This is a genomic window from Streptomyces sp. NEAU-W12, from assembly GCF_026242095.1.
Classification (GTDB): Bacteria; Actinomycetota; Actinomycetes; order Streptomycetales; family Streptomycetaceae; genus Streptomyces.
The window spans coordinates 199,121-214,155 of sequence record NZ_JAPJDM010000006.1 but is presented as its reverse complement, the minus strand read 5'-3'; the positions used below and the strand labels follow the sequence as shown (position 1 = coordinate 214,155).

General features: G+C 72.0%; 17 protein-coding genes. 1 reads left to right on the top strand and 16 read right to left on the bottom strand.

From position 1 onward, the window contains the following. Positions 1-316: 316 nt before the first annotated feature. From dprA to ORI94_RS09885, 15 genes are all read right to left on the bottom strand, one after another. On the bottom strand, positions 317-1,492 hold the full coding sequence (gene dprA / locus ORI94_RS09955) for a DNA-processing protein DprA (RefSeq protein WP_266074069.1): 1,176 nt from the start codon (positions 1,490-1,492) through the stop codon (positions 317-319). Next, positions 1,489-3,114, bottom strand: a complete 1,626-nt coding sequence (locus ORI94_RS09950) for a YifB family Mg chelatase-like AAA ATPase (protein ID WP_266074068.1) — start codon at positions 3,112-3,114, stop codon at positions 1,489-1,491. Before ORI94_RS09950 ends, dprA begins: the two co-directional genes overlap by 4 nt. 1 nt (position 3,115) lies before the next feature. Beyond that, complete coding sequence (locus tag ORI94_RS09945) at positions 3,116-3,520, bottom strand: YraN family protein (protein ID WP_266074067.1); 405 nt, start codon at positions 3,518-3,520, stop codon at positions 3,116-3,118. 58 nt (positions 3,521-3,578) lie between these two features. Next, complete coding sequence (locus ORI94_RS09940; protein WP_003965949.1) at positions 3,579-3,887, bottom strand: DUF2469 domain-containing protein; 309 nt, start codon at positions 3,885-3,887, stop codon at positions 3,579-3,581. Between the two features lie 115 nt (positions 3,888-4,002). Next, positions 4,003-4,539 carry an NUDIX hydrolase gene (locus ORI94_RS09935; protein ID WP_266074063.1) on the bottom strand — a complete coding sequence of 179 codons (537 nt, stop codon included), beginning with the start codon at positions 4,537-4,539 and terminating at the stop codon, positions 4,003-4,005. Then, on the bottom strand, positions 4,529-5,317 hold the full coding sequence (gene lepB / locus ORI94_RS09930) for a signal peptidase I (protein ID WP_266074062.1): 789 nt from the start codon (positions 5,315-5,317) through the stop codon (positions 4,529-4,531). Before lepB (ORI94_RS09930) ends, ORI94_RS09935 begins: the two co-directional genes overlap by 11 nt. Positions 5,318-5,400: 83 nt before the next feature. Then, on the bottom strand, positions 5,401-6,393 hold the full coding sequence (gene lepB, locus ORI94_RS09925) for a signal peptidase I (protein ID WP_266074061.1): 993 nt from the start codon (positions 6,391-6,393) through the stop codon (positions 5,401-5,403). Beyond that, positions 6,281-7,375 carry a signal peptidase I gene (gene lepB / locus ORI94_RS09920; RefSeq protein ID WP_266074059.1) on the bottom strand — a complete coding sequence of 365 codons (1,095 nt, stop codon included), beginning with the start codon at positions 7,373-7,375 and terminating at the stop codon, positions 6,281-6,283. Before lepB (ORI94_RS09920) ends, lepB (ORI94_RS09925) begins: the two co-directional genes overlap by 113 nt. Continuing rightward, the gene (lepB, locus tag ORI94_RS09915; RefSeq protein ID WP_266074057.1) at positions 7,368-8,120 is read right to left on the bottom strand and encodes a signal peptidase I; all 753 of its coding nucleotides are present in this window, start codon (positions 8,118-8,120) and stop codon (positions 7,368-7,370) included. Before lepB (ORI94_RS09915) ends, lepB (ORI94_RS09920) begins: the two co-directional genes overlap by 8 nt. A 45-nt stretch (positions 8,121-8,165) precedes the next feature. Continuing rightward, complete coding sequence (gene rplS / locus ORI94_RS09910) at positions 8,166-8,516, bottom strand: 50S ribosomal protein L19 (RefSeq protein ID WP_042168098.1); 351 nt, start codon at positions 8,514-8,516, stop codon at positions 8,166-8,168. Positions 8,517-8,647: 131 nt separating this feature from the next. Further along, positions 8,648-9,481 (bottom strand): tRNA (guanosine(37)-N1)-methyltransferase TrmD, encoded by an 834-nt coding sequence (gene trmD / locus ORI94_RS09905; protein WP_266074148.1) that lies wholly within the window; start codon positions 9,479-9,481, stop codon positions 8,648-8,650. Continuing rightward, positions 9,481-10,044, bottom strand: a complete 564-nt coding sequence (gene rimM, locus ORI94_RS09900; protein ID WP_266074056.1) for a ribosome maturation factor RimM — start codon at positions 10,042-10,044, stop codon at positions 9,481-9,483. Before rimM ends, trmD begins: the two co-directional genes overlap by 1 nt. Positions 10,045-10,125: 81 nt before the next feature. After that, positions 10,126-10,365: an RNA-binding protein gene (locus tag ORI94_RS09895; protein WP_266074054.1), complete on the bottom strand. Its 240-nt coding sequence runs from the start codon at positions 10,363-10,365 to the stop codon at positions 10,126-10,128. A 2-nt stretch (positions 10,366-10,367) separates the two neighbouring features. After that, positions 10,368-10,796 carry a 30S ribosomal protein S16 gene (gene rpsP, locus ORI94_RS09890; protein ID WP_266074053.1) on the bottom strand — a complete coding sequence of 143 codons (429 nt, stop codon included), beginning with the start codon at positions 10,794-10,796 and terminating at the stop codon, positions 10,368-10,370. Between the two features lie 340 nt (positions 10,797-11,136). Then, positions 11,137-11,739 carry a hypothetical protein gene (locus tag ORI94_RS09885; RefSeq protein ID WP_266074051.1) on the bottom strand — a complete coding sequence of 201 codons (603 nt, stop codon included), beginning with the start codon at positions 11,737-11,739 and terminating at the stop codon, positions 11,137-11,139. A 618-nt stretch (positions 11,740-12,357) separates the two neighbouring features. Here ORI94_RS09885 and ORI94_RS09880 point away from each other — a divergent pair. Next, positions 12,358-13,227 (top strand): methyltransferase domain-containing protein, encoded by an 870-nt coding sequence (locus tag ORI94_RS09880; RefSeq protein WP_266074050.1) that lies wholly within the window; start codon positions 12,358-12,360, stop codon positions 13,225-13,227. Positions 13,228-13,327: 100 nt separating this feature from the next. On the opposite strand, the gene ffh is transcribed toward ORI94_RS09880, so the two are convergent. Further along, a complete protein-coding gene (gene ffh, locus ORI94_RS09875) occupies positions 13,328-14,878 on the bottom strand; it encodes a signal recognition particle protein (RefSeq protein WP_266074049.1) in 1,551 nt (516 codons plus the stop codon). Between the last annotated feature and the right edge of the window lie 157 nt (positions 14,879-15,035).

Below are 15,035 nucleotides of genomic sequence, written 5' to 3'. Positions count from 1 at the left end.
TGCAGTGGGCTGGTGTCGCCCGGGTGGGCCGTCTGTCTGATACCGGGCCGCCTGCTGGCGGCTGCCTGCCCGTATCGCCTGCGGTCGTCGCCTGCCGGGCTTCCTTCCATGCCGTCGTTCCGTGCGGGGACGCTTGTGAGCGTAGCGTGACTGCGGGGTCGCGGTGTGCGAAGAAGTGAGGTCGGGGCGGGTGCGGGCGTGTCCCGCACGCCACCCGTCGGGTGAACCTCGTCGCTCTAAGTGATCACCCGGGTGTCCCAACTGACGTATTTTCCAAGGGGTGTAGCCGTTCCCCCGGACGGCCGAACACCCTCCGTCAGAGGGCCCCGGAACCCTCGTCGACCGGAATCACCGCCTGGCGTGTCAACTTCCAGCCGTCGCCGTGTCGTTCGACGTACCCGAGTGCGCGCAGTTCGTACAGTCTCGCGATCGCGTCGTCCCGGGTGGTCCGCGCGTCGCGCGCGATCCCGTCGGCCGGGGCCGCCCCGCGCGCGGGCAACGCGTCGAGGACCTGGTGGGCGGCGGGGTCCAGCAGGTCCCGGGGCAGTACCGGACCGCGCCGTTCCGGGGCCAGTTCACCCATGTCCCCGACCAGTTCGACGATCTCCGCGGCATCGGTGACCAGTACCGCGCCCCGCCGCAGCAGTTCGTGCACCCCGGCCGAGCGTCCGCTGGTGGCCGGCCCCGGTACCCCCATCGTGTGACGTCCCAGGCGCCCGGCCGCCCTGGCGGTCACCAGGGAACCGCTGCGGTGCGCGGCCTCGACGACCACGGTGCCCCGGGTGAGCGCGGCGATGACCCGGTTGCGGAGGATGAACCTGTTCGGAGTCGGGTGATCGCCGGGCGGCAGCTCGCCGACGACCAGTCCCTGTTCCGCGATCCTGCTGATCAGCCCGGTGTGTCCGCGCGGGTAGGGCCGGTCGACGCCGCAGGCGAGGACGGCGACGGTGGCGCCGCCCGAGCCGAGCGCGCCGCGGTGTGCGGCGCCGTCGACCCCGTAGGCACCGCCGGAGACCACGACCCAGCCGCGCTCGACGAGCTCGGCGGCGAGGGTGGCGGCCATGTGGGCGCCGTACTCGGTGCAGGCCCGGGCACCGACGACGGCGACCGAGCGCAGCGCCCACATCCGCAGGTCGGCGGGACCGCGCACCCACAGCCCGAGGGGCCGGCCGTCCCCCAGGTCGTCGAGCTGCCGGGGCCATTCGGCCGTCCCCGGGCACACGAACCGCACCCCGGCGTTCCGCGCGACGGCGAGATCCCGGCCCGGGGCGGCCTGCTCGGCCCGCGCCAGCATCCCTGCCCAGCGCCGGCCGCTCGCCCCCGGCAACGGCTCGTTCCTCGTTCGCAGCCGCTCCGCCACTTCCCGCGCGCCCAGCTCCCGCACCCATCGCCCACCGGTCTCGTCGCCGGGTTCGAGGACCCGTGTGAGAAAGACCCGGGCGAGGAGTTCACCGTCCGCGGACCCGGCGGCGGACCCGGCGGCACCGCTCATGTCAGCGCCCCGATCGCCATGGGCACCCCGCGCGGGACACCGGTACGCAGGTGCAGGGCGAGGGCGACGTCCCTGGCGTCGGGCCGGTCGCGGCCGACCAGGTCGGCGACGGTCCACGCGACCCGCAGCACCCGGTCGAGTCCGCGCGCGCTGAGCACGCCGCGCTCCAGGCACCGCTCGGCGTCCTCCATCGCGCCCGGGGCCGCGTGCCAGCGGTTGCGCAGGTCCCGTCCGGGGATGTCGCTGTTGGTGCGCCACGGAGTGCCCGCGAGCCGTCTCGCGGCGCGTTCCCGGGCCGCGCGCACCCGGTCGGCGACCGTGGCGGTGGACTCGCCGCGGGCTCCGTCGACGGTCAGTTCGGCGCGGGTGACGCGCTCGGCCTCGACCCGCAGGTCGACCCGGTCGAGCAGCGGGCCGGACAACCGGGCCTGGTAACGGCGGACCGACGAGGGCGGGCACTCGCACAGGCTGTCCTTCGGCGAGAAGCGGCCGCAGGGGCAGGGGTTGGCGGCGAGCACCATGAGGAACCTCGCCGGGAAGCGCACGACGCCCGAGCTGCGCGCGATGACGACATGTCCGGCCTCCAGGGGCTGGCGCAGGGCGTCCAGGGCGTGGCTGCCGAATTCTGGCGTTTCGTCCAGGAAGAGCACGCCGCGATGGGCGAGCGACACGGCTCCGGGACGGGCGATGCCGGGGCCGCCGCCGACGAGCGCCTGCATGGTGGCCGAGTGGTGCGGGGCGCAGTAGGGGGCGGTGTCGATCAGGGGCCTGTCCGGAGGCAGCAGGCCGGCCACCGAGTGCACGGCGGTGACCTCCAGGGACGCCTGCCGGTCGAGTGGCGGCAGGAGCGAGGGCAGCCGTTCCGCGAGCATGGTCTTGCCCGCGCCGGGCGGCCCCTCGAGGAACAGGTGGTGGCCACCGGCCGCCGCCACCTCCACCCCGGTCCGGGCCGGGAGCTGGCCGACGACGTCCGCGAGGTCGTGGCCGGTGTCGTAGTGTGCCGCGCCGGCGCTGTGCATGCCGGTGGCCGCGCCGGCGCCGGGTACCCGCAGTCCGGCCAGGAGCGGGTCGGGCCGCCCCTGGCCGCCGGGGCCCTCCTCGGGCACCGGCTCGTCGGTGAGCAGGGCGATCAGCTGGCGCAGGCTGCGGACCCCCAGTACGGACACGCCCGGCACCAGCGAGGCCTCGGCGGCGGCGCACTCGGGCACCACGACCTGTTCGTATCCGGCGTCGGCCGCCGCGACGACCGCGGGCAGCGTGCCCCGCACGGGCCGCACCCTGCCGTCCAGGCCCAGCTCGCCGATCATCACGAGGTCGGCGAGCACCCGCGGGTCGATCCGCTCCGCGGCGCCCAGGACGGCGCTGGCGACGGCCAGGTCGAAGCCGCTGCCCGCCTTCGGCACCGACGCCGGGCTGAGCCCCACGGTGAGTTTCTTCTGGGGCCATTCCGCCCCGGAGTTGACGACCGCGGCCCTGACCCGGTCGCGGCTCTCCGTCAGGCTCTTGTCCGGCAGCCCCACCAGCGTGAACGCCGACACTCCCGGTTCCAGGTCGGCCTGGACCTCCACGACCACGCCCTCGACGCCGACCAGCGCCACCGAGCACGTACGGGCGAACCCCATCTCAGGCCACCCCCCGGACATGCTCCACCCGGGGCGCGCCGCGCTTCGGCAGCAGGACGCCGACCAGGTCGATGCGGACGCCGCCGGGCGGTGCTCCCCCGTGTTCCTGGAGCCAGCGTTGTGCCAGGCCTCGCAGGCGGGCCGCCTTGGCGGGGGTGACCGCCTCCATGGGGTGCTGGAAGGACCCGGCCCTGCGGGTCTTGACCTCGCAGACGACGAGAGCGTCGCCGTCCCTGGCCACGATGTCGATCTCGCCGGTCCTGCCGCAGCGCCAGTTCCGCTCCAGGACCGTCATTCCGGCCTGCGCCAGCCGTCGCGCGGCCAGCGTCTCGCCGTACCTGCCGAGTGCGCTGCGTGCCTGCTGTCGTGGGTTCATGTGGGCACCACCTCCGGCGCCCACCGTCACCCGGCCGGCCGTCCGAAGTGGATCTTGGTGGACAACCCGGCGGTTGTGGAGAACCCCGTCACCCGCCCGGGAGCTCCAGGTCGCTCTTGTTGAGCTCCTCGATGTTCACGTCCTTGAACGTCAGGACACGTACCTGCTTCACGAACCTGGCCGGCCGGTACATGTCCCACACCCAGGCATCCGCCATGGACACCTCGAAGAACACCTCGCCCTGGACCGAGTGCACCTGCATCTCGTAGTCGTTGGTCAGATAGAAGCGGCGCTCGGTCTCGATCACGTATTTGAACAGACCGACGACGTCGCGGTACTCCCGGTAGAGCTTCAGCTCCATCTCGGTCTCGTACTTCTCGAGGTCCTCGGCGCTCATGGCATGTTCCCCTTCACCTGTGCGATCCCACCATTGTGCGCCAGTCCCGGGGGCCCCGTCCCCGAACCGGCCCGACCCGCCGGACGGCCCCCGGGGCCCGCGTCCAGGTCGTGTCCTAGACGGTCCCGGTGCCCAGGGTGACGGGCCCGGCCGGGGGACCCTCGTCGAGCAGGACGCGCAGCAGCTCGGCGAGTCCCGTCGGGTACACCGTCTCACGGGCCCGAGCCAGTTCCGGGCACGTCCACCAGCGTGCTCCGGTGACGCTGCGCCGCTCGAGCTCGGTCAGCGCCGTGGCCCCGGTGACCCTCCCGGTGGTGCGAGCGAGGTAGTACCACTCGTCCTGGTCCCAACGGCGGCCCGCGAACGGGAAGGAGCACGTCCGCCGCCACAGCACGGGCCCGAGCTCCACCTCCGTGATGCCGGTCTCCTCCGCGAGTTCCCGCAGCGCCGCCTGTTCACGGCTCTCGTCGCCCTCCACACCGCCGCCGGGCGTGAACCACCAGTCGTCGGCGGGGTCGTCCGGCTCATGACCGTGCAGCAGCAGGATGCGGTCCTCCGGGTCGAGCAGGACGACGCGGGCGACCTTGCGCAGCCCGCCCCCGCTCCCGCCCTCGTGGGAGTCCCCGGCGGAGTGGGCCGTCTCAGCGGACACCGTTCGCCCCCGCTCCCGCGTCCGCCCGGCGGGCCTGGGAGGCGCCGGCCCGCGCGGCGAGCGGGCCGTACGCGGCCCCGCCGAGGATGAGCACGGCACCGCCGGTGACCAGGGCGACGACCGTCGGCAGCGGCCCCGGTGAGGAGAGTCCGCCGAGTTCCTCGAAGCCGGTCGGAACCTGCAGCATGCCGTCCATCGGCCAGACCACCGCGTCGATCCGGGCCTCGACCGCCTCGCGGGAGACGGTGCCGTTCGCGGTGTCGGTGAGATGGGAGGCCGAGTCCAGGGAGCCGCTGCGCTCGTCACCGAGCAGGAACAGGCGGCCCTTCGGCACGGTCACCTCCGGGAAGGCGTTGAGCCCCGCCGCCTCGTCCGCGGAGAGATACGGCTCGTCGATCTCCGTACCGTTGACCCTCAGCCTGCCGTCCTGCCCGGTGGAGACGGTGTCCCCGCCGACGGCGACCACCCGCTTGACGACCGGTACGTCCGCCCAGTTCTCGTCCTCGAAGACCACGACGTCACCGCGGCGGACGTCGCCGCCGTCGACGCGCTGGGCCAGCACCCGGTCCCCGGCACCGATCGTCGGCGCCATCGAGGGGGTGGGCACGGTGTACGGCAGGTACACCAGCGCTCCCCAGACGAACCCGCCGAGGAACAGCGCCAGACCCAGCGCCACGGCCAGTGAGGACAGTCGCCGCCCGGTCCGGCTTCCCGCCGGGCCCCGGCCCGCACCGCCGCCACCGCGAGAAGCCGTACGTGTCGTGCTCTGCCCAGTCATGGGCGGCACCCTACCCGGCAGTACCGGACCGGGTCAGCCCCTCCTGTCCTGCGGGAGGCCGCCGCGGCGGCCTCCCGCAGCGCTCAGGCCCTGGGCCCGTCCCCGCGGCGGCGGTCCCACCCGCGCCGCCACAGCACCAGTGGGACCACGCCCACGAGTGCGGCCCCCTGGGGTGCCACCGTCAGCGCCGCGGACGCCGATGCCTGCGTGCCCAGCTCGGACTGGTCGAAGGTGTCCGGAACCTCGAGCATGTCCCAGCGGCCGACCGGCCAGGCGACGACGACGGCACGGCCGACGACCTCACTCACCGGAACCATGCCGTCGTTCTTGTCGGCCCGGTTGTAGCGCGAGTCCCGGGAGTTCTGCCGGTGGTCGCCCATGACCCAGATCTTGCCGTCGGGAACCTCGACCTTGAACTGGCCGCCCTGGTCGTCCTGGCTGCACGGGGTGTTGCCCGGATAGACGTAGTCCGCCTCGTTCAAGGCGACACCGTTGACCGTGAGCGGGCCGGTGCCCTTGCACTCGACGACGTCACCGCCGACCCCGACGACCCGCTTGATCAGGTCCTTCTCCTCGGCGGACGGCATCAGGCCGATCCAGCTGAGGAACGTCTGCAACACGTTGGGTTCGGGCGTCGGCTCGCCCGCCAGCCAGTTGTCGGGGTCGTGGAAGACCACGACCTCGCCGCGCTCGGGCTCGGAGCCGAACCAGGGGGTGAGCTTGTCGACCAGGACGCGGTCACCCTGCTGGAGGGTGTTCTGCATCGAGTCCGACGGAATGGAGAACGCCTGCAGCAGGAACGTCTTGATCAGCAGCGCCAGAACCAGGGCGATACCGACCAGGATGGGCAGCTCCTTCCAGAAGGAGCGTGGCTTCTTCTGTTCGCGGGGCGGCTCGTCCGGCCCTCGGCCACCGCGCTCCGGCCCGTCGTCCGCCACTCTTCCCTCTCCTGCCGCCGGGGAGTCACTCCCGGAGGTCACGGCGCCGTCCTCGGCCGGGACGCGGGGTTCCGCGGGACGCCCGCGGTGCTCCTCGCCGTCGGCTCCGGACCGTGCGCCAACCGCCACATCCCCCACGCCAGCTCCTCACTCTGTGCCGCCGCCTGCCCCATGCGCGGCGCAGGCCCACCACTCCCATAACGAGCGGGAGTTCCGCAGGGCTCGGGAGCTGGATCATTCCGTCCGAATCATCCGGGGCAACCCTATGCGACAGCTGGGCGGCGGCGGTCGACCCGGTCGTCGAGTCCGACACGGAAGCGTAGGTCGTCGGTTCGTCCAGCGTGTTCCAGTGACCGAACGGCCAGGCGATGACCACGGCCCGCCCCACCACCTGTTCCTCGGAGACGGTACCGCCGTAGTCGGTGTCCTGGTGGGCGCGGGAGTCGGCGGAGTTGGACCGGTGGTCGCCCATCACCCACAGGCGCCCCTGGGGCACGGTGACGTCGAACGGCGTGGTGGACGGGGCGTTCCCGGGGAAGAGGTAGTCGCTCTCCTCCAGGGGCACGCCGTTGACGGTGACCCGCCCCTGCGTGTCGCAGCACCGGACCTGGTCACCGCCGACCCCCACGACCCGCTTGATCAGGTCCTTCTCGTTCTCCGAGGGCAGCAGGCCGATGAAGGTGAGCCCGGTCTTGACCTGCTTGATGCCGACCGGGTCCTCCTTCTGGGGGGTGGGCTGCTCGTCCTGCAGCCAGCCGCCGGGGTCCTTGAAGACGACGACGTCCCCGCGCTGCGGCTCGGAGCCGAACCACGGGGTCAGCTTGTCCACCAGGACGCGGTCGCCGACCTGGATGGTCTGCTCCATGGAACCGGACGGGATGACGAAGGCCTGGACGAGGAACGTCTTCAGCACCAGCGCTATCAGGAGGGCGACTCCGATGAGCAGCGGTATCTCCTTGACCGCGCCCTGCCGGCGGCGCCGCTTGACCTTCCGCTGGAGCTTGCGCCGGTCGGCCCGGCTGCGGCCGCTCGCCGCGCTCACCGCGCGGCGCGCGCCGGTGGGCAGCAGGTTGTCCGCGGCGCTCGCCGGGACGCCGCGGGGTTTGCCGCGGTTACCCATGGATCCCCTCCCCCGGGCGGGCCGCGTCCGCCTGCGCCGCCGGATCCGGGGCCGGCACGCGCGCGTAGGCGTCGGGGCGGTGCAGCCGGGTGGCACGGCCGAAGGGCTGGACGATCCAGTCGGCGCGGCCGATCACCCTGCTCACCGGAATCATGCCGCCGCCGGGCGAACCGAGACGGTCACGGGAGTCGCTGGAGGCTCCGCGGTGATCACCGAGGACGAACAGGCGCTCCTCGGGGACGACGACGTCGAAGGGGACCGTGGAGGCGCTCTCGCCGGGGAACAGGAATCCCGACTCGTCGACCGACCGGCCGTTCACCCGGATCCTCCCCTCCCTGTCGCAGCAGACCACGCGGTCCCCGCCCACCCCGGCAACGCGCTTGATGTAGTCGGCATCCCCGAAATATCCGGTGCCGTCGAACACGACCACGTCCCCGCGCTGCGGTCCGGCACCGAAACGGTATGCCAACTTGAGTACGAGAACGCGGTCTCCGGCCCTCAACGAGGGCTCCATCGATCCGCTGGGAATCTGGAACGGGCGGGCCACGAAGATGCTGAGCGCCGGCAGGAGCAGCAGCACGAGGAGCAGGGCCGCGGTGATCCGTCCCCCGGGAAGCCGTCCCGCGAGGTGCCCCGCACACGAGGAACGCGACCGCCCCTCCGGGCCCGGGGCCCCCGAGGTGTCCTCGGGGCCGGCCGGGTGGGAGGAGCGGTCGCGCTCCGTCGGCTGTGCTTCGGTGTCCATCGAGGCCAGATGTTATCCGGCCCCGCGCCCACCTCGGAAAAGCGCTCAGTTCTCGCGCTTCTCCTTGATCTTCGCGGCCTTGCCGCGCAGCTCACGCAGGTAGTACAGCTTGGCGCGACGGACGTCGCCCCTGGTGACGAGCTCGATCTTCTCGACGATCGGGGTGTGCACCGGGAAGGTGCGCTCGACGCCGACGGAGAAGGAGACCTTGCGGACCGTGAAGGTCTCGCGCACGCCGGCACCCTGGCGGCGGATCACGACGCCCTTGAACTGCTGCACACGGGAACGGCTGCCCTCGATGACGCGCACGTGGACGTTGACGGTGTCACCGGGGCGGAAGCCCGGGACGTCGTCGCGCAGCGACGCGGAGTCGACGGAGTCGAGCAGGTGGGACATTTCGTCTGCTTTCTTCGCTGATGCCGCAGGTCATCAACGGCGATAGGAGTGGGGATCGGGGTGTGCGGTTCGAAGCGGGCGTCATGTCCCCCTGCGGCAGGGGCGCACGCCGGACGACGCACAACAGCGGCCTATTGTTCCACGCCGCCGGTCCTGCGCCAAAATCTGCCGTACGGCTCCCCTGCCGGGTCCGGCTCCCAGCCCAGGACGGAGAGCATCTCGCGGTCCTTCTTGTCGAAGGCCCCGGGCTCGCAGCGCTCGATGAGGTCGGGCCGGTTGGCCGTGGTGCGGCTCAGGGCCTCGTCGCGCCGCCAGCGGGCGATCTTCCCGTGGTGGCCGCTGAGCAGCACGTCGGGGATCCCCCTGCCGCGCCAGACCGGCGGCTTGGTGTGGACGGGGCCTTCCAGGAGGTTGGCCATGGCGCCCGGGGCGAAGGAGTCGTCCCGGTGGGACTCGGCGTTGCCCAGGACACCGGGCAGCAGCCTGGCCACGGCCTCGGTGACGACGAGGACGGCCGCCTCGCCGCCGGCCAGGACGTAGTCGCCGATGGACACCTCGTACACCGGTGTGCGGGTCGCGTACTCGTCGACGACGCGCCGGTCGATTCCCTCGTAGCGGGCCGGTGCGAAGATCAGCCAGGGGCGCTCGGAGAGGCGGACGGCGAGTTCCTGGGTGAAGGGGCGGCCGCTGGGGGTGGGGACGACCAGGGCGGGCGCGTGCGCGCCGGCCTCGTAGCCGTCCGCCAGGATCTCGTCGAGCGCCTCGCCCCACGGCTCGGTCTTCATGACCATTCCGGGGCCGCCGCCGTACGGGGTGTCGTCGACGGTGTTGTGCCGGTCACGGGTCCAGGAGCGGAGGTCGTGCACCTGGACGTCCAGCTGTCCCCGTGCGCGTGCCTTGCCGACGAGGGAGACGTTCAGCGGTTCGAGGTACTCGGGGAAGATGGTGACGACGTCGAGCCGCATCACGCCTCGTCCCGCGAGGCAGTGGTCTCGTCCCGCGAGGAGGCGATCTCGGCCCGGTCGTCGATGAGGCCCGGCGGCGGGTCGATGACCGCGCGCTGCTCCTCGATGTCGATCTCGGTGACGATCTGCTCCACGAACGGCACGAGCACCTCGCTGCCGTCGGGCCGCTCCACCACGAAGAGGTCCTGCGTCGGCAGATGGGAGATCTCGGTGATCCGGCCCACCGGCTGCCCGTCCAGGGTGACGACGTCGAGGTCGATCAACTGGTGGTCGTAGTACTCGTCCTCGTCCTCGGGCCGCTCCTCCGGGTCGACCTCGGCGATGAGGAGGGTGTTGCGCAGCGCCTCGGCGCCGGTGCGGTCACGGACGCCCTCGAAGCGCAGCAGGAGGCGGCCGCTGTGCACCCGCCCGGTCTCGATGGTGAGCGGTCCGGCGGAGGCCGGATCGGTGGCCAGGACGGCACCGGGCCCGAGCCTCAGTTCCGGCTCGTCGGTGCGGACTTCGACGGTGACCTCGCCCTTGATGCCGTGGGCACGGCCGATGCGAGCGACTACCAGCTGCACTGTGCTTGTTCTCCTGTCGTACGACGACGGGCCGGGGACGGCCCTGAGGCCCTCCCCGGCCCGAGCCGGTTGCGCTGAGCGTCAGCGGACGTGGTCCACGTCGACGAGGTCGACCCGGACACCGCGGCCGCCGATGGCGCCCACGACGGTGCGCAGGGCGCGTGCGGTGCGACCGTTGCGGCCGATCACCTTGCCGAGGTCGTCCGGGTGGACCCGGACCTCGAGCACACGCCCGCGGCGCAGGTTGCGCGAGGCGACCTGCACATCGTCAGGATGGTCGACGATGCCCTTCACGAGGTGCTCGAGAGCGTCCTCGAGCATGCTCAGGCCTCGGTCGACGCAGACGAAGAGGACTCGGCCGGGGCCTCGTCCTTCTTCTCAGCCTTCTTCTTCTGGGTAATGGCCTCACCCTTGCCCTCGTCCTCGCCGCCGAGCGCCTCGAACGACGGGCGGGCGGACTTCTCGGCCTGCTGCAGCAGCGGAGCCGGGGCGGGCTCGCCCTTGAACTTCTGCCAGTCGCCGGTCTTCTTCAGAATGGCGAGCACGGGCTCGGTCGGCTGGGCGCCGACACCGAGCCAGTACGCCACACGCTCACCGTCGACCTCGATCACCGACGGGTTGTACGTCGGGTGGTACTTGCCGATCTCCTCGATGGCCCGGCCGTCACGGCGGGTACGGGAGTCGGCGACGACGATGCGGTAGTGAGGCGAACGGATCTTGCCCAGACGCTTCAGCTTGATCTTGACTGCCACGGGAGTGGGTTCTCCTGGATTTTGACGTGGTTGGGCACGGCGAGACGGCCGCGTGGGGTTGCGGTACCCGAGTGCCCGATGGACGCGTCAGCCGGAGGAGAGAGGGTTCCTGTGCGGCTGTCGAGTACAGCTAGTCATTGTGCCACAACCCGCGGGGCGCCCGGGACCGCGGGGCACGGCCTCCGTCGCACCGGGGCACGCCTCACCGGCACCCGGCGCGACGGAGGCCGTGCCGCCACGCCGGGCGCCGGCACCCGGCACGACTGCCGTGGATGCGCCCGCACGGACGGCATCCGCGCGTCTGACGTGTGTCCGGCACCCACGAGATGCCGGGTTGCTGTCAGCCCGCGGCCGCGGCCACCCCCTCGGGGATCCGGAACGGCTTGCCGCAGCCGCCGCAGACGATGGGGGCCTGCGCCAGGACCGACGGGACGACGCGCACGTTGCGGCCGCAGTCGCAGACGGCCTTGACGCGCACACCACCGCCGGACGAGCCGTGCCGCGCCGCCGGACCACGGAAGCTGCGGGCGGTGTCGCCCGCGGTCGCGGCGGTGTGCGCCTTCAGGGCCCGCTGGAGGCGCTCGGTCGTGGGACGGTAGCGGCGCTTCGCCTCCGGCGTGAGGGAGACCAGCGAGAAACCACTGCTGGGATGCGGCTCGTCGGGGTGGTCCAGCCCCAGTTCCTCTGCGATCGCGAGGAATCTGCGGTTGTGGTAGCGACCGGCGCGGGAAGTGTCGCGTACGCCGCGCGCGGCGGCGACGCCATGGACTGCCTCGTGCAGCAGTCGCTCGAAGGAGAGCTCGTGACCGCACGCGGACGACGACTCCCCGATCAGGGACTCGGGCGCGGCAAGATCGGGCAGCTCGGGGTGGTACCGCTGAATGTCGGCCCACGCCTGCGCCAGTTCTGCGGCGAGTACAGGTGGTGTCTGTGTCGTGCTCACGTAATGACAACGAGCCTGGGTGCCCCTGTGTTCCGATTCCGGGGCATCCCAAATAATTTGCCCTTACCCGTCAGTATGCGCTCATGCGTCCCGACGAGGGCGGGTGCGCTGATCTGCGGAGAAGCCTCGCAGCTCACCTCAAGGTGGTGCGTAGGCTGACGTACACGATCCCCCGGCCCGGCGCGTACGCGGTGCCCGCGCGCCGGCGCTCCCGCGACCCGCGCGTGCGCAAGGGGCGTTTCGGCCGCCCTGGCGGCGGAGCGGTCCCGCACCGGACCCGCTTCCCCGGACGGGTGCCACGGTCGCGACGTTACCCCCCTTGCCACCGGCATCCGACACCGGCCCGCCCTCCCTCGCCGCCGCCTGCTCCGACCTGGTCCGAACTGGTCCGCGATCACCGTTTTGCGGACCTTGGCCGGAACCACCCGGTCTCCCCCGGATTACCGGAATGTGAATTCTTGCCACTGGCACGAGCGACTCCCAAGCCGCCGCCCCGTTCCACTGGACGCCGGGTCGAGGGCGGAGTTTCCTGGCATGACGGGGGTAGTACGAGCGCGCCGCACGGGGGCGAGGCGATGGGGCGGCGCGGGAACTCTCGGCTGATTGGGGCGCTCACCTATGACACCTACGCTCGTGCGGCAGCACCTTCCTCGCACAGGGCACGACCCTCGCGTGGACCGGCGGGCACGCGCGCGTGACTGGTCCGAGATACAGGAGAGGATGCTCGTACCGCTCTACGAGGCCGTCTACGGGCGATTGGACGTGGGCTCCGGGACGCGGCTGCTCGGCCTCGGCTGCGGCTCGGGGCTCGCCCTGCTGATGGCGGCCTCCCGGGGTGCCGCGGTCACCGGCGTCGACACCTCGCCGGACCGGCTGGCCCTCGCGCGCGAGCGGCTGCTGACCACCGGGCGGGACGCGCGGGGGCACGCGGACGCCCGGATCGTGGACGGCTCGCCCGGGGACACGGCCGGCACGGACACGGCGGGCGGCGGCGGCCCCGCGTACACCGTGGTGACCGCCTTCGAACCGATCGGATGCCTGGCGGGCGACGCGGACGGGCTGGGCGAACAGCTCGCCGAGGCGGTCCCGCTCGCCGGTCACGGAGCGGCCGTGGTGCTCGCCGGCTGGGGCCCTCCGGAGCGTTGCGCCACGGCGTCCGTGCTCCGGGTGGCCACCCGGCTGGCGGAGCCGCTGCGCGGTACGGGCTCCTGGCGCCCCGCGCACCGCGACGACCTGGAGGACGTCGCCCGGCGGGCGGGCCTCGGGCCGGACGGCTCGGGGCGGGTGGCCTGCCCCTTCGGATACGCCGACATGGACAGTGCCGTACGGGGCCTGCTGTCGACGGGACTGTTCGACCCCGCGATCGCGGCGACGGACCGGGTACAGGTGGACAAGGAACTCGCCGAGGCGCTGCATCCGTACGAGCGGCAGGACGGGACCGTGTGGATGCCGAACGTCTTCCGGTACCTGATCGCCCGCACCTCCTGACCTCACGGCCCCACGCACCCGACGCCGCTTACGGGACGGGGGCGCCCCCGGGCAAGGGGCGCCCCCGCCGCACGGCCGACCGAGCGGATCGAACCGCTCGTCAGCCCATGAACTTCTTGAACTCGTCCGGCAGCTCGAAGTCCTTGCCGCCCTGCTGCGGCAGCCCGAAGGCGCTGCCCCCCTCGGCCGCGGCGGCGCGGCGCTGGGCCTCCTCTTCCTCCTGCTGCTTGCGCTTCATCGGATTGCCCGAGCGCTGCTTGCCCTTGGCCTGCTTCTGCTTCTTCTTCGTCCGGCCGGGACCGCCGCCCGTGCCCGGCATCCCCGGCATCCCCGGCATGCCGCCGCCCTGGGCCATGCGGGACATCATCTTGCGGGCCTCGAAGAACCGCTCCACAAGGGACTTCACGGCGCTGACCTCGACGCCGGAGCCCTTGGCGATACGGGCGCGGCGGGAGCCGTTGATGATCGACGCGTCCTGGCGCTCGGCCGGGGTCATCGACTTGATGATCGCGGCCGTGCGGTCGACGTCCCGCTCGTCGAGGTTGTTGATCTGGTCCTTGATCTGCCCCATGCCGGGCAGCATGCCGAGCAGCTTGGAGATGCTGCCCATCTTCCTGACCTGCTCCATCTGGGCCAGGAAGTCGTCCAGGGTGAAGTCCTGGCCCTTCTTCGACGCCAGCTTGGAGGCCATCTTCTCGGCCTCGTCCTGGCTGAACGTCTTCTCCGCCTGCTCGATCAGGGTGAGCAGGTCACCCATGTCGAGGATGCGGGAGGCCATCCGGTCGGGGTGGAAGGCGTCGAACTCGTCGAGCTTCTCACCGTTCGACGCGAACATGATCGGCTTGCCGGTCACCGAGGCGATCGACAGGGCCGCACCGCCGCGGGCGTCACCGTCGAGCTTGGAGAGCACCACGCCGTCGAAGCCGACGCCGTCGCGGAAGGCCTCGGCGGTGTTGACCGCGTCCTGGCCGATCATCGCGTCGACGACGAACAGGATCTCGTCGGGATGAACGACGTCCCTGATGTCCGCGGCCTGCTGCATCATCTCCTGGTCGATGCCCAGGCGGCCGGCGGTGTCCACGACGACGATGTCGTGGACCTTGGACTTGGCGAATTCGATGGAGTCCTTGGCGACCTTCACCGGGTCACCGACGCCGTTGCCCGGCTCGGGCGCGTAGACGGCGACACCGGCGCGCTCGGCGACGACACTGAGCTGGTTGACGGCGTTGGGGCGCTGGAGGTCACAGGCGACCAGGAGCGGCGAGTGGCCCTGCTCCTTGAGCCAGTGCCCGAGCTTGCCCGCGAGGGTGGTCTTACCGGCACCCTGCAGACCGGCGAGCATGATCACGGTCGGCGGCTGCTTGGCGAACCGCAGCCGGCGGGTCTCGCCGCCGAGGATGCCCACCAGCTCGTCGTTGACGATCTTGATGAACTGCTGTGCCGGGTTCAGGGCCTTGGAGACCTCGGCGCCGAGCGCCCTCTCCTTGACGCTCTTGATGAACGCCCGGACGACCGGCAGGGCCACGTCCGCTTCGAGGAGGGCGATGCGGATGTCGCGCGCCGTGGCGTCGATGTCCGCTTCGCTCAGCCGGCCTTTTCCACGGAGGTTCTTGAAGGTCAGGCTGAGGCGGTCGGAGAGAGTATCGAACACGGCGGCGTCGGTCCTCGGAGTCGGGGGCGGAGCTGGGCTGCCCTCCAGAGTATCCGGCCCGGCAGGCAAATCGCCCCCGCCCGCTGCAGTCAGTGGGCGGGGGCGGGTCCCCGCGTCGGCGGGGAGCAGGTGGACACTCTCTCCGAACGCTTGCCGG

Bases quoted from the DNA above. Each gene is read 5' to 3' on its own strand.
- lepB (WP_266074057.1), bottom strand. From the start codon at position 8,120: ATGGACACCGAAGCACAGCCGACGGAGCGCGACCGCTCCTCCCACCCG.
- ORI94_RS09950 (WP_266074068.1), bottom strand. From the start codon at position 3,114: ATGGGGTTCGCCCGTACGTGCTCGGTGGCGCTGGTCGGCGTCGAGGGC.
- dprA (WP_266074069.1), bottom strand. From the start codon at position 1,492: ATGAGCGGTGCCGCCGGGTCCGCCGCCGGGTCCGCGGACGGTGAACTC.
- lepB (WP_266074059.1), bottom strand. From the start codon at position 7,375: ATGGGTAACCGCGGCAAACCCCGCGGCGTCCCGGCGAGCGCCGCGGAC.
- rplS (WP_042168098.1), bottom strand. From the start codon at position 8,516: ATGTCCCACCTGCTCGACTCCGTCGACTCCGCGTCGCTGCGCGACGAC.
- ORI94_RS09940 (WP_003965949.1), bottom strand. From the start codon at position 3,887: ATGAGCGCCGAGGACCTCGAGAAGTACGAGACCGAGATGGAGCTGAAG.
- ORI94_RS09880 (WP_266074050.1), top strand. From the start codon at position 12,358: ATGACACCTACGCTCGTGCGGCAGCACCTTCCTCGCACAGGGCACGAC.
- lepB (WP_266074062.1), bottom strand. From the start codon at position 5,317: ATGACTGGGCAGAGCACGACACGTACGGCTTCTCGCGGTGGCGGCGGT.
- ORI94_RS09895 (WP_266074054.1), bottom strand. From the start codon at position 10,365: ATGCTCGAGGACGCTCTCGAGCACCTCGTGAAGGGCATCGTCGACCAT.
- trmD (WP_266074148.1), bottom strand. From the start codon at position 9,481: ATGCGGCTCGACGTCGTCACCATCTTCCCCGAGTACCTCGAACCGCTG.